Origin of the sequence: Wenyingzhuangia sp. 2_MG-2023 (assembly GCF_030548295.1) — a bacterium.
Taxonomy (GTDB): Bacteria; Bacteroidota; Bacteroidia; order Flavobacteriales; family Flavobacteriaceae; genus Wenyingzhuangia.
The window spans coordinates 18,219-31,683 of record NZ_JAUOSB010000017.1; the positions used below are offsets into that span (position 1 = coordinate 18,219).

Consider the following 13,465-nt stretch of genomic DNA (forward strand, 5'->3'; position numbering starts at 1 on the left):
AAAACAACTACTTTTTTTCTACTTTGTATATTTCTCCTTGTGGTTCTTTAGGAGCTTCTGGAGTGGTTCCTTGCAAACTAACTACGTATGCAGCAAGTTGTTGTAATTTTTGTGGACTGAAACTATTTTTCCAAGCAATCATTCCTTTTCCAGGTCTTCCTCCTTCGGCAATGGTATTGTATACATTCTCAATACCTCCTCCTAAAATCCAATAATCATCTGTTAAATTAGGTCCTATTTTTCCACCTCCATCAACAGCATGACACACAGCACAGTTACGTTTGAACAATTTTTTTCCTTCTTCATTACTTCCTGTATCCAAAGCGGTCAAATCCACCTTTTCTTGTGTAGCTTCATAAGCTGCTATTTCTTTTTTTGCCTGAGCTACTTCTGCCAAATATTCATCTTTTTGAGTATCTCCATCCAACACGTGGTAATACACAATGTATCCAAATGCAAATACAATCGTCATGTAAAAACCGTACAACCACCATGGTGGTAAATTGTTGTCCAATTCACGAATTCCATCGTAATCGTGGTTCAAAATAATTTCTTCTTCTTCTTCAATAGGTTTTGCATCAGACAAACTTTTTACAATGCTTTTCCAATCTGACCAATCTATTTTTTTAGCTTCTTGTTTTTCCAAAAAGGCTTCTTTCTCTTCTTCTGTAGACAAAGACAAATACAAGTTGTTCATTTTGTTTACCACATACCTTGCGCTAAACAACGCACCTACAAAAATTAAGTACAAGGTAATTTTTAAAGGAAGTAAAGCGCTGTATCCATTTCCAGATGGCAACATCCATTCTATGATAAGACCCACCACCACACTTAAGATGACAAAGCCGACTATTTGTTTGTTTTTTTGATTCATATTTTTGTCTTTTTATTCAAAAGGTAAATTGCTAACTTTCTTTAAATACTCTTTTTTTGCTTTGAACACCCAAAAAAATAAGAGCGTAAAAAACACAAAGAATATTGACAATGAGATGATAGGATAAATTTCAATCCCATCAATGGTAACCATGTGATTTTTAATAAATTTCAGCATCTTATTTTGTTTTTATATCGGTTCCTAATCTTTGTAAATAAGCTATCAAGGCTACTATTTCTCTTTCTTGAATAGGTACAAATTCCTTTCCTGAAGCTTTTGCTTCTGTTTGAGCACTTTCGTAACTTTCTACAAAAGAAGGATCTTGTCTTAAATTCTCTGCAATAATATCTGCCTGAGCACTCATACTTTTCTGAGCATTGTCTATTTCATATTCGGTATAAGGAACTCCTAAAGAAACCATTGTTTTTAATTTGTCTTCTGTAGCACTCTTATCCAAGGTATTTTTTAACAACCAAGCGTAAGGTGGCATGATAGAACCTGGAGACGTACTTTGTGGATCTAACATATGGTTGAAATGCCAACTGTCTGAATATTTCATCCCCACTCTGTGCAAGTCTGGCCCAGTACGTTTGGATCCCCACAAAAATGGATGATCATACACAAACTCTCCTGCTTTAGAATATTCTCCATAACGCTCAACTTCTGAACGGAACGGACGAACCATTTGAGAGTGACAGCCCACACAACCTTCACGTATGTACAAATCTCTACCTTCTAATTCTAAAGGAGTATAAGGTTTAACACTGCTAATGGTTGGTATGTTAGATTCTACCATCAACGTGGGAACAATTTGCACAATTCCCCCTATCAAAATAGCAATGGTTGCAAAAATGGTCAACTGCACAGGTCTTCTTTCCAATTGCTGGTGCCAAGTTTCTCCTGCCAATCTTCCTTTTCTAATTCTTTGCAATGGAGCTGCTTCTGCCAAAGTATCCTCTACTTCAGATCCTTTTTTGATGGTTGCTACCATGTTGAACAACATAACAATTGCCCCAGAAATATACATAGTCCCTCCAATAGCACGCATCCAATACATAGGTATAATTTGTGTTACTGTTTCTAAAAAGTTACCGTATACCAATGTTCCATCTGGGTTGAATTGTTTCCACATAGATGCTTGTACAAACCCTGCAATGTACATTGGAAACGCGTATAAAATTATCCCTAGAGTCCCCAACCAAAAGTGGACGTTTGCCATTTTGGTAGAATGCAATTTGGTTTTAAACATAATTGGAACCAACCAATAAATCATCCCAAAAGTCATAAAACCATTCCATGCCAAAGCTCCTACGTGTACATGAGCAATAATCCAATCTGAGAAGTGTGCAATAGCATTTACACTCTTTAAAGACAACATAGGTCCTTCAAACGTAGCCATACCATATCCTGTAATGGCAACCACCATAAATTTTAAAACAGGATCTGTTCTTACCTTGTCCCAAGCACCTCTTAAGGTCAACAATCCATTGATCATTCCTCCCCAAGATGGAGCAATTAACATTACAGAAAAAGCAACTCCTAAATTCTGAGCCCAATCTGGCAACGCAGTATACAATAAGTGGTGAGGTCCTGCCCAGATGTAGATAAAAATCAACGACCAAAAGTGAACAATAGACAATCTGTAAGAATACACAGGTCTGTTTGCTGCTTTAGGCACGTAATAATACATCAACCCTAAAAACGGAGTGGTTAAGAAAAAAGCCACCGCATTGTGTCCGTACCACCATTGCACCAAAGCATCTTGCACTCCTGCATATACTGAATAACTTTTGGTAAAAGACACCGGCAATGCCAAACTGTTAAAAATGTGCAATACCGCTACCGTAACAAATGTTCCTAAATAAAACCAAATAGCTACGTACAAATGACGTTCTCTACGTTTTAAAATAGTTCCAATCATGTTGATACCAAACACTACCCAAATCAGTGCAATTGCAATATCTATTGGCCATTCCAACTCAGCATATTCTTTACTTGTAGAATATCCTAAAGGCAACGTTATAGCTGCTGCAACTATAATAGCTTGCCAACCCCAGAAGTTGATATTACTTAACAAATCATTAAACATTCTCGCTTTTAGCAATCGTTGTAATGAGTAATACACCCCAGCAAAAATTGCGTTACCTACAAAAGCAAAAATAACCGCATTGGTGTGTAAGGGTCTCAATCTACCAAAACTCAACCAAGAAATACCTTGTGTAAGCTCTGGAAAGATGAACATAAAAGCTAATAATAGTCCCACGGACATCCCTATGAGTCCCCAAAACATTGTTGCGTAAATAAATTTCTTTACGACCTTATTATCGTAATAAAATTGCTCTTTTTCCATAAATTAATTATTCGATTATTGTTTCTGTTTTATTCTCTTTTTTCTGAACACTCAACGTATCGTTAAACAAAATTCTCATGGCTGGAGTTTCATGATCTTCAAACTGACCATTTTTAACCGCAAGAAAAAATACCGCCAAAAAAATGATGGCCACAAAAAGACTTACAATGATTAAAATATAAATAACTCCCATGCTGAATTGTTTACAACAAAAGTATTGGGAAGGCTTTCTCTAAAAAATGACTATTATCATAGTTTGATTTTTTATGCCTTGAAAGGTTGTAAAACCTATTAAAAGAAGCGTTTTAGTCTGAAAAACGCCACTCTCTAGGTTTCAAAAAAAGGGAGATTCTAAAGGATTGAAACTTATAAAAATGACATCTAAATAAAAACTAACAATTCTTAGTTTTATTCTAAAACAGCGTTAAAGCTCAATAAAAAACAATACTTTTAGATTTGATAAAAAAGCTAAAATGATGTCGTCCGTGAATGTTGATGGGATGACATTAAGTAACGATGTAAGGGGTTGGCTGTAAAATAAAAAAATGAAACTGAATTTTGATTCTATATTAAAGGGAATAATTAGCAATGTGATAAATGCACAAGAATTAATAGATGAATCGGAATTACTTTTTAAAAATGACAAATTTGCAAGAGCATATTTATTAAGTCATTTTGCAATTGAAGAAGCTTCTAAATGTGCAATGCTACTAAAATTATTATCATTTATTGTCTGGGAAGAAAAAATTGACGAGGTAGTTGTTCGTAAAAGATATCACAACCATAAAGAAAAAATTCAAAACTTTAAACTATTAAACATATTCAACACTGATAAAGAAATTGATGTGAATATAATGAACAACCTAAAAAATCAATCAACATACGTTACTTGGAATAATGAAAATAACTTTAAGTTACCATCTGAATGTATTAATGAAGAGGATGCTAAAGAATTATTTGAAATGACTTTAAAGTATGTGAAAATTTTCACAAAAATTACCATTCAATTTTCTAATGATAAAGAGAAAAGTATTGATTATATTAAAAACAATAAGGATAATCCTTTTATAAAAGACATTATAGATTACGAAAAAAATAGAACTAGCAGAAAAATTAAATTTGGGTAAAAAATTCTACAGCTAACACTGGCTAAAATTAATACGGGTTTGGTTTCTTGCTCAAATTTTGTATATGTTTACTAAGTTGCCAAATACTTGATATCATTCCAATAACTACTTTTAAAATATTGTAACAACATTAGATTTAATATGTAAACGTTGAGTTTTGAATTCTTGAGATCTTCTGAAGGAATTTCACATAGCTGAAACACAATCAATCGACCAATAAATTAGCAGTCCTTTTAATTAAAAAACTGTAGTTACTTTACTAGAATGAGTTAATAGGTTTGTGACTTATAGTAATAAAAATCAGTTAACTATAACTTTTAGTCGTCTGGTTATTTTTTCTTTTTCAAACTCAATAAAATAAAAACCTGATTTGACATTTATAGCTAAATGGTCATTAAAAAAGTTTTGGGATGTAGATATAACTTTCCCATTAACATCTATTATTCTTATTGCATCTAGCTTGATTGTTTGGTTAAATTTTAGAACATTGTCTATAACTGGATTTGTGATTCTAATATTATTGATCTCGTATTGTACAATGCTTAATGTTGCACAAGCACTAGAAATGGAATTTTCATTTTCAATAATACCTTTAGGAGTTAAGTCTTTTCCAGAAAAACCAATATAATTGCTAGGGTATTTTTCAGCTCTAAAAATAGAATTAGAATAGGGTGAAAAAGTTTCAAATTGATTAAATATGCTATTTCCTGAAGGATTTTTATAAGTCCATAGGTGCTCACCCATTTTTGTAATTTCAGAAACTTGTCCTAAAGAACTTTCGCATATTATAAAGTTACCATTAGGAAGACTATGTGTTCCAGATTTTATTTCTTCATACATGGTTTTTTCTAATATAGAGCCACCCCAAGACCAGTTAAAATTTAATGGTTTAAATGTATTGTTCTCTTTAATATAAGTATTACCAGAAATCTCAGGATCTAATAAATGAACCGTGCTGTAGGCTCTAGTTTCAGTACTTCCATTGTTAAAAACAGAAATTTTACCTTCATCTAAATATCCTGATTCTACCCATTTTACATCATGCTGTGAAAATAATTTTTGGTTTTCAACCCCTCCTTGCTTATAAACTCGGGGATTTCCCCATCTCCATAAAACATCTCCTCCAAGATTTGAATTACCTCCTGTATGACCTAAAGCTTCAGCAGTTGTGGTACTGTGATCAATAATATAAATTTCATTTAAGTTTCTTGCAGAGATCATAATTTGGTCAAGATTTGCATTATAATCAATACCATTTACATGCGTATAACCTCTTTCGAGATTTTCAATATCAGAATCTATATAGTTTATATCCATAAGTTCAGGGTGATTTTCAACAATACCAAAATTTGGTTTTGTATTGTCATAATCTTGAATTATATGGTCTATAAATTTCCATTCCCAAACAATTTCTGCATCGTTCGTTCCAATCGGTTTCAATTCAACTATTTTATCAAGGTCAATAACTTGATCAACTGTAAGTGGGTTCTTACCTTGAGCAATAATCTCTGTATTGGTATAACTATCTCTAACTATGCATAAAATATTTCCATTTGGAAGCGGCTCAATATCATGGTGTTGATTTAATTCATTAGCATTCATTTCATAGTTCCAAAGTACTGTATTGTCCCAATCTCTAATTTCTAACATATTTCTTCCTGCCCTTAGTAAAGTTCCATTTTCTAAAAGATAGCAGGTTGCTCCTGGCAACTCCGTAAAAGTCCATTCATTTACTTTTTCACCACAATTGTTAATTAAATATACGCTATTGTTTACCTCTGGAGTAAATAGCGTGTATCCTTCCGAAACGTTGTCATCTGAAAAAATCAATCCAACTGTTGGAGTTTGTGACCTAACGATAGAAACAGTTAAAATAAGTATGAATGTTATGTTTTTAATCAAAATTTTTTTCAGTATTAGTTCAATAAACAAACTCAAAAATAGAGAATTAAAAACAAAAATACAAACGTTTGCATAACCGATTGACTTATCTATGCAATAGCTAAAATTTTATCCATCATTCAAATATTCCTACTCAACAAAAGCTTACATGACTACATCGTGTGAGGATCCTAGCTTATCATATAAATCGGGAGTTTATTTATTTTAAAGAACTAAATATCAGATAAATAACTGATAAAATAAAAAACCTAAATCTATAAAAATTATTAGTTTTAAAATTCAAAAACAAATCTTTGTAAATGAACTCAAATTTGTAGCTTAGAGTCAACTTAAAATTCAGAAAACAATATTACGTTTTAACATTGATTACCGATCTATAAATGAATTATCAAACATTTCAGCCTCATCCAGATTTAAAATTAATTATTAGCTGTTATTGGACTTTAGAAGTTCCTGCTGATCATGATTCTAAAAAACAACGAATTGTTCCTGACGGTTGTATTGAAATGGCTTTTATTCTTGGAGACAATATAAAACGATACACATCAGAAGATGAATTTATCTTACAACCTCGTGCAATGGTAATTGGGCACATCAGTAAACCTTTTTATATAGAACCAACGGGGGATGTAAATACGTTTGCCGTTCGATTTTATCCATACGGGTTTTCAAATTTCATAAAAAAACCTCTAAAAAACCTAGCAAATACTGAAACCCCAATAGAATTGTTGTTTGAAAAAAAAATGGCTAAGGAATTAGAAGAAAAAATAATATTAGCCAAAAACGTGAAACAACGAATAGAAATTATTGAAAAATTTTTTCTAGAAAGGTTAAACGAAAAAGTAACTATTGAGAATATTGTAAAAACAACCATTGACTCTCTTTTATCAACAAATGGCAACGCATCCATAAAAACGATTCTTAAAGGTGATTTATCCAAAAGAAGACAACTTGAGAGAAAATTTGCCAAACAAATTGGAGTGAGCCCAAAGCAATTGGGTAAATTAATTCGACTTCAAACCGCATTAAAAATGTTGCTCAACAATGAGACCGAAAGCCTAACAAATATTGCTTACAAAAGTGACTATTATGATCAAGCACACTTTATAAAAGACTTTAAGGAGTTTACAGGAACCAATCCAAAAGAATTTTTAGGAAATGAAAACATGACCATTTCTACTCTTTTTTACAAGTAGATGGAGTGTCGCATTTTTACAATTTTAACACTATAATATCTGCTAATTTTAGATTGTTAATTAAACGTATAACCATGAAAAGAATTTTACTAAACATTACTACAATTTTTATTTTTAGCCTTGTGGCATGTAACAATCAAAATAAATCTAAGTCAGAAGTTCAAAAAACAGATTTGAATCAGAAGCAAACAACCAATGATATGAACAGTTTTATTTCACTTTTTGAAATTCCAGCAACAGATCTTTCAAGAGCAGTCAGTTTTTATCAAGCAATTTTAGAGATTAATATTGAAGAAATGAAAATACCTGGAATGGAAATGGGAATTTTTCCTTATAAAAACCAAGCAGTTACAGGAGTTATAGTAAAAGGAGAAGGATACAAACCTAGTTCCAATGGAGTAACTATTTATTTAAACGGTGGTAACAATCTTCAGACTATTCTAGATAAGGTAGAAAAAAATGGAGGAAAAATTATTGTTCCAAAAACAGCTCATGCTGATGAAAGTGGATTTTTTGCTTTGTTTTTAGATACAGAAGGAAATAAACTTGGTCTAAATTCACCAAACTAAAGCACAAATACAAGATTCCCTCCTTGCTCAAAGTTTTATACTTCTTTACGATGTTCGCTTAAACTTATTTGATTATTTTTAAGTCAATTAAGATTTATACGAAATGTCAATAACAAAAGAATCCGAATTGATCGGAATGAAAAAAATTAGTGAGATTGTTGGAACAACTCTTAAACTAATGAGTGCGTATGCCAAAGTTGGAATGTCTACTAAAGAATTAGATGATTACGGAAGTGAAATTCTAAAAAGTTACGGAGCCAAATCAGCACCCTATGAAACTTATGGATTTCCTGGTTATGCGTGTATAAGCGTAAATGAAGAAGTTGCACATGGAATTCCGTCTGAAAATAAAATACTCAAAGAAGGTGATTTAATTAATATTGATGTTTCGGCGGAATTGAATGGTTTCTGGTCTGACAACGGAAATTCTTTTGTAATTGGTAAAGATATTCACAACCATCAACCTCTTGTAAATGCTTCTAAACATATTTTACACAAAGCCATTAACAATATAAAAGGAGGTGTAAAAATAGCAGATATAGGACTCCTAATAGAAACCGAAGCTAAAAAGCAGGGATTTAAAGTCATTAAAAATTTAGCTGGGCACGGGGTTGGAAAAAGCTTGCACGAAGAACCTGAAAATATTTTGAATTATAGAGTAAAAACAAATCGAGAACGATTTAAAAAAAATACAACCGTTGCTATTGAGACTTTTATCTCAACAAAGTCAACCATTGCTGTTGAATTAAATGACGGTTGGACTCTAGTAGGAAATAAAGGTGGATATGTTACTCAGCATGAGCAAACAATATTGGTAACAGATAATTCTCCTGTCATTCTAACAGAATCTAATGGTATTTGGAATTAAAAAATCTAGCTAACAAAGATTCAATCTAATAAATACTGTTTTTAAGATTCATAAAACAACTTATTCAGAAAGTGATGTTATTCACAAACGTTGACTGAAGAATATTTTGTTTGTGTGGTACAGACATCTAAAAAAGGTGACAATCCAAGATAAAGAATTTGATCATAGAAATATAAACTCCATCTAAATCAAAAAATGAAAATTTGCATTGCACAAACAAAATCTTTAAAAGGAAAGGTTCAAGAAAACATTCAAAATCACTTGAGAATGGTTGAATCTGCAATCCAAATAAATTCAGATTTGATCATATTTCCTGAATTGTCTATAACCAATTACGAACCAGATTTAGCTAAAAAACTTGCAACTGACATAAAAAACAGCATTTTCACCCCATTTCAAGAACTGTCTGATAAAAATGAAATTACAATTGGAATAGGAATGCCTACAAAAACAACCAGCGGAATACAGATTAGTATGCTCATTTTTCAGCCAAAAGAAAAAAGCATCGTGTATTCCAAACAAATGCTACATTCAGACGAATTGCCTTATTTTGTTTGTGGAAATAAACAAACAATTTTAACCATTAAAAAGAAAAAAATTGCCTTAGGAATTTGTTATGAAACTTTACAACGAGAACATTTTCTAAATGCCTCTCAAAACAATATCGATTTTTATATTGCAAGTGTTGCAAAATCAAAAGATGGTGTGGAAAAAGCATACAAACACTTTTCAAAAACTGCAAAAGAATTTAAAACTCCCGTTTTAATGTCTAACTGTATAGGTTTTTGCGACAACTTTATGAGTGCTGGACAAAGTGCAATTTGGAACAAACATGGAGTCTTAATTGAACACCTTAACAGTAAAGATCAAGGAATTTTAATTTATGACACCGAATTAAAAACCACAGAAATCAATCAATTAAAAATAACAAAAGGACAACTAGGCGATTTAAAAGAAATATTTCAAATTTATCTAAACGGTAAAATTAATTTAGAAAAAAGTAAAATCTATCAATGGACAGCTACCTATCCAACAATCTCAATTATTGAAAATGATTTAAGAAAACATCTTCTTTATACACTAAAAAACAATACCGAAATAATTGGAGCCATACATATAAGTGAAGAACAGGAAAGCGAATATGAATTGATTCCTTGGGAATTTGATCCTACAAAAGTATTAGTCATTCATAGACTTATAATTGAGCCAAAACATCAGAGAAATGGCTATGCTAAAAAATTGATGGATTATGCAGAAAACTATGCAAAAGAAAACAACTACACTTCTATCAGATTAGATGCTTACAGCAAAAATAAAAGCGTTGTTGAATTTTATAAAAAACGAAATTATTGTATACGTGGTAACGTACATTTTCCCGAAAGAGAATACCCATTTTATTGCATGGAAAAAGAAATAATAGCTATCAAAAGCTAACAATTCTTAATTTTACTCTAAAACCAATGTATAAACTCACTAAAAAACAATACTTTTAGAACTGATAAAATCTATACAAAGTCATGCTGTCTATGAATGTTGGTAGGGTGACATGAACTTTTAATAGGTGTGTAAAGAAGCTGTAGATAATTGAAAAACTGTCGTTCAAGTATATTATGACTAAGAAAAAAAAGACCTTAATAATCAGAATTATTTTGTTCGTTGGAACGGCAATTTCCATGTTGTTTGTTCCATGGATTTTGGTTAAAGCCTGGATTTTACCTCTACCTGACACTATTCAAGAACAAGTAGATGAAGCTATTGGACATGATTTTGACGGCATGATTGTTTATGTGGACCAAGCAGGAAAACCTCCAGAATATTACACTGGTGGTTGGAAAGATAGAAAAAATAAAATACCAACAGACCCAAAATCATTGTTCAAAATTGGCAGTATTAGTAAATTATACTCCGCTCTAGCAGCTACTAAACTGGTCAAAGAGAAGCTTTTGTCTTTTGATAAAACGCTCGCTGATTATCTTCCCGAACTTAGAGGTAGGATTGAAAATGCTGAAGAAATTACCGTGAGGATGATGATTCAGCACCGTTCTGGTATTCCAAATTTCACAGATAATCCAGCGTATTGGGAAAACGAACAGAAAAATGGCAAAAATGCCTTGAATTATGCTCTGGACCTGCCCGCCAGTTTTGAACCGAATAAAGGATATCAATATTCAAACACAAATTACTTATTGCTTCGCAGCATTATGGACAGTGTTTTAGGGTATAATCACAATCAGTATATCAAAGAGAAAATATTGATTCCACTAGAGCTAGAAAACACTTTTTTTTCGATTACTGAAGTCGATTTAGATAATGTCATGAGTGGATATTATGTGGGATATGAGGAAGACTTTAAAGCACGTGAATATGGAATGTTGGCTACAGCAGAAGATGTGGGTATATTTTTGCGAGCTTTAAACGATGGTTCGGTATTTGACGAAGGAGAAAAGGAAATCTATCCTTATGAATACAATCATGGAGGTTTGGTTGTCGGCTATCAAAGTCTTGCCGAATACCACGAAGATCTAGATGCGGTAGTGGTTCAATTCATCAATACCACAGATTTTAATGGTTATGAATGGAATTTATCGGAAATCACAATTAACCGAATTGTAAAAATCTTAAAAAATAAAAACTAGCCACAACAATTTGCATAAATAATATGCAGTTTAATTGATCAAAAGACCATATACACAACTTTGCTCAAAGTTGTGTATATAATGACTACTAAATCGTAAAATTTAATTGACTATTAGTAAACTAACACACGATACTCTTAAATTTTCCCTTGATAAGTATATAATTGATGATAACGACCTTCCGCAGCAATCAATTCATCATGATTTCCTCTTTCAGCTATTTTCCCTCCTTCTATCACTAAAATTTGATCTGCTTTGCGAATGGTACTCAAACGGTGGGCAATCACAATCGTAGTTCGGTTTTCTGTCAACTGTGCCAAACTTTTCTGAATCAATACCTCACTTTCGGTATCTAAATTAGAAGTTGCTTCGTCTAAAATAATAATTTTGGGATCTGCCAAAATAGCTCTTGCAATGGCTATTCGCTGTCTCTGACCTCCAGACAACTTTACCCCTCTTTCTCCTATCAAAGTATCCAAACCTTCTTCAAAACGATCTGTAAATTCATTAACATAAGCAGCATCCACTGCATTTTGCAATTGTTCTTCCGTAGCATTGGGTCTAGGAAAAAGAATGTTTTCTCTAATGGTTCCTTCAAACAAAAACTCATCTTGCAACACCACTCCCAAATGTTTTCTAAAACTGTTTAATTTTACTTTAGACAAATCTTGATTGTCAATCGTTATGGTTCCAGATTTTGGATTTAAAAACGTGGCAGACAAGCCCGCAATGGTAGATTTTCCTGAACCAGAACTTCCCACCAACGCAATTACAGAGCCAGAAGGAGCACTAAAACTAATATCGTGCAATACCTCTTTATCTTCTTCATAAGCAAACGAAACCTGGTTGAACTCCAAATCTCCTTTCAAAGTTTCTAGCTCAATATTTCTATTTTCATCCTCATCTTCTGCTTTCATATTCATCAATTCTTCGGTACGATCCAATCCTGCCAAAGCTTCTGTCAACTGACTTCCAATATTACTCATTTGTACAATGGGTGCAATCATAAATCCTAAAAGCAATGTAAACGACAAGAAATCTCCCGTTGTCAATTCTCCTACCATAATTTTATAACCACCAATCCCCATAATTCCCGTAGAAGCTATTCCTAATAAAAAAGTAGATGTACTGGTCATTAAAGCAGTAGCTGTCAAACTTTTTTTCACGTTCTGAAACAACAAATCCACTCCTTTTTCAAACGTTTTGTTTTCTTGTTCCTCTGCATTAAAAGCTTTTATAACGCGCACACCTGCCAAGGTTTCTGTCAATCGCCCCGTAACATCAGCATTTATTTTTCCACGAACTCTAAAAATCGGACGGATGTAGGCAAAAGCTTTTAGAGCAACTACTCCAAAAATTCCTACTGGCAACAACACAAACAATGTCATAGACCAACTTATTTTGATCAATAAAATCAATGAAATTACAGCAGTAATGGTTCCTCCAACCAATTGTACCAAGCCCGTTCCAATCAAATTTCGGACTCCTTCTACATCGGTCATAATTCTAGACACCAAAACTCCAGATTTGGTATTGTCAAAAAAGCTAATTGGCAGTGATAACACTTTTTTTTGTACTTGTGCTCTCAATTCAGAAATTAAATATTGAGCTTGAACACTTAAAATTTTAGTCAATAAAAAAGACGTTACTGCCTGTATTAAAATGGCTCCTGCTACCAGTATCAACAAATTGTACAATTCGTCAAAGTTTTTGTTCGGAATCACATCGTCTAACAACACTTTGGTTTTCCATGGCAATACAAGACTTGACAAACGACTGAAAACAATCAAGATCAATCCGATAAACACCAAATTTCGTCTCGGCCAAATAATACTCTTAAAAGCCGAAGCTAATGTAATCTTAGACTTTTTATTTTTTTTATCCTTAGGGTTATTTTGGTACGATTGCATGTTGATTTATTTTGTACCCAAAGATAGGGTACT

Annotated in this window: 12 protein-coding genes; 6 read left to right on the plus strand and 6 right to left on the minus strand. The window is 32.6% G+C overall.

From position 1 onward, the window contains the following. Nucleotides 1-7: 7 nt before the first annotated feature. The 4 genes from Q4548_RS13830 to ccoS are packed head-to-tail and all read right to left on the minus strand — an operon-like array spanning nt 8 to nt 3,417. Entirely contained in the window at nt 8-874 is an 867-nt protein-coding gene (locus Q4548_RS13830; protein WP_303455982.1) for a cbb3-type cytochrome c oxidase N-terminal domain-containing protein, read from the minus strand. 12 nt (nt 875-886) lie between these two features. Further along, nucleotides 887-1,051 (minus strand): CcoQ/FixQ family Cbb3-type cytochrome c oxidase assembly chaperone, encoded by a 165-nt coding sequence (locus Q4548_RS13835; RefSeq protein WP_303455984.1) that lies wholly within the window; start codon nt 1,049-1,051, stop codon nt 887-889. A gap of 1 nt (nt 1,052) precedes the next feature. Then, nucleotides 1,053-3,224 (minus strand): cytochrome-c oxidase, cbb3-type subunit I, encoded by a 2,172-nt coding sequence (ccoN, locus tag Q4548_RS13840; RefSeq protein ID WP_303455985.1) that lies wholly within the window; start codon nt 3,222-3,224, stop codon nt 1,053-1,055. A 7-nt stretch (nt 3,225-3,231) separates the two neighbouring features. Continuing rightward, entirely contained in the window at nt 3,232-3,417 is a 186-nt protein-coding gene (gene ccoS / locus Q4548_RS13845; protein WP_303455986.1) for a cbb3-type cytochrome oxidase assembly protein CcoS, read from the minus strand. Nucleotides 3,418-3,769: 352 nt separating this feature from the next. Between ccoS and Q4548_RS13850 the strand changes: the two genes are divergently transcribed. Next, nucleotides 3,770-4,351 carry an AbiV family abortive infection protein gene (locus Q4548_RS13850; RefSeq protein WP_303455989.1) on the plus strand — a complete coding sequence of 194 codons (582 nt, stop codon included), beginning with the start codon at nt 3,770-3,772 and terminating at the stop codon, nt 4,349-4,351. A gap of 300 nt (nt 4,352-4,651) precedes the next feature. Here Q4548_RS13850 and Q4548_RS13855 read toward each other — a convergent pair whose 3' ends face one another. After that, nucleotides 4,652-6,253: an aryl-sulfate sulfotransferase gene (locus Q4548_RS13855; RefSeq protein WP_303455991.1), complete on the minus strand. Its 1,602-nt coding sequence runs from the start codon at nt 6,251-6,253 to the stop codon at nt 4,652-4,654. A 380-nt stretch (nt 6,254-6,633) separates the two neighbouring features. On the opposite strand from Q4548_RS13855, the gene Q4548_RS13860 reads away from it, so the two are divergent. From Q4548_RS13860 to Q4548_RS13880, 5 genes are all read left to right on the plus strand, one after another. After that, complete coding sequence (locus Q4548_RS13860; protein ID WP_303455992.1) at nt 6,634-7,449, plus strand: helix-turn-helix domain-containing protein; 816 nt, start codon at nt 6,634-6,636, stop codon at nt 7,447-7,449. Between the two features lie 74 nt (nt 7,450-7,523). Next, the gene (locus tag Q4548_RS13865; RefSeq protein ID WP_303455994.1) at nt 7,524-8,018 is read left to right on the plus strand and encodes a VOC family protein; all 495 of its coding nucleotides are present in this window, start codon (nt 7,524-7,526) and stop codon (nt 8,016-8,018) included. Nucleotides 8,019-8,121: 103 nt separating this feature from the next. Beyond that, entirely contained in the window at nt 8,122-8,886 is a 765-nt protein-coding gene (map, locus tag Q4548_RS13870) for a type I methionyl aminopeptidase (RefSeq protein ID WP_303455995.1), read from the plus strand. A 195-nt stretch (nt 8,887-9,081) separates the two neighbouring features. Then, nucleotides 9,082-10,320 carry a GNAT family N-acetyltransferase gene (locus tag Q4548_RS13875; protein ID WP_303455996.1) on the plus strand — a complete coding sequence of 413 codons (1,239 nt, stop codon included), beginning with the start codon at nt 9,082-9,084 and terminating at the stop codon, nt 10,318-10,320. 176 nt (nt 10,321-10,496) lie between these two features. Further along, a complete protein-coding gene (locus Q4548_RS13880; RefSeq protein ID WP_303455998.1) occupies nt 10,497-11,522 on the plus strand; it encodes a serine hydrolase in 1,026 nt (341 codons plus the stop codon). Nucleotides 11,523-11,659: 137 nt separating this feature from the next. On the opposite strand, the gene Q4548_RS13885 is transcribed toward Q4548_RS13880, so the two are convergent. After that, nucleotides 11,660-13,432, minus strand: a complete 1,773-nt coding sequence (locus Q4548_RS13885; protein ID WP_303455999.1) for an ABC transporter ATP-binding protein — start codon at nt 13,430-13,432, stop codon at nt 11,660-11,662. Nucleotides 13,433-13,465: the final 33 nt, after the last annotated feature.

Excerpts from the sequence above, each read along its gene's own strand:
- Q4548_RS13830 (WP_303455982.1), bottom strand. The coding sequence starts at position 874 with ATGAATCAAAAAAACAAACAAATAGTCGGCTTTGTCATCTTAAGTGTG.
- Q4548_RS13835 (WP_303455984.1), bottom strand. The coding sequence starts at position 1,051 with ATGCTGAAATTTATTAAAAATCACATGGTTACCATTGATGGGATTGAA.
- ccoN (WP_303455985.1), bottom strand. The coding sequence starts at position 3,224 with ATGGAAAAAGAGCAATTTTATTACGATAATAAGGTCGTAAAGAAATTT.
- ccoS (WP_303455986.1), bottom strand. The coding sequence starts at position 3,417 with ATGGGAGTTATTTATATTTTAATCATTGTAAGTCTTTTTGTGGCCATC.
- Q4548_RS13850 (WP_303455989.1), top strand. The coding sequence starts at position 3,770 with ATGAAACTGAATTTTGATTCTATATTAAAGGGAATAATTAGCAATGTG.
- Q4548_RS13860 (WP_303455992.1), top strand. The coding sequence starts at position 6,634 with ATGAATTATCAAACATTTCAGCCTCATCCAGATTTAAAATTAATTATT.
- Q4548_RS13865 (WP_303455994.1), top strand. The coding sequence starts at position 7,524 with ATGAAAAGAATTTTACTAAACATTACTACAATTTTTATTTTTAGCCTT.
- map (WP_303455995.1), top strand. The coding sequence starts at position 8,122 with ATGTCAATAACAAAAGAATCCGAATTGATCGGAATGAAAAAAATTAGT.
- Q4548_RS13875 (WP_303455996.1), top strand. The coding sequence starts at position 9,082 with ATGAAAATTTGCATTGCACAAACAAAATCTTTAAAAGGAAAGGTTCAA.
- Q4548_RS13880 (WP_303455998.1), top strand. The coding sequence starts at position 10,497 with ATGACTAAGAAAAAAAAGACCTTAATAATCAGAATTATTTTGTTCGTT.
- Q4548_RS13885 (WP_303455999.1), bottom strand. The coding sequence starts at position 13,432 with ATGCAATCGTACCAAAATAACCCTAAGGATAAAAAAAATAAAAAGTCT.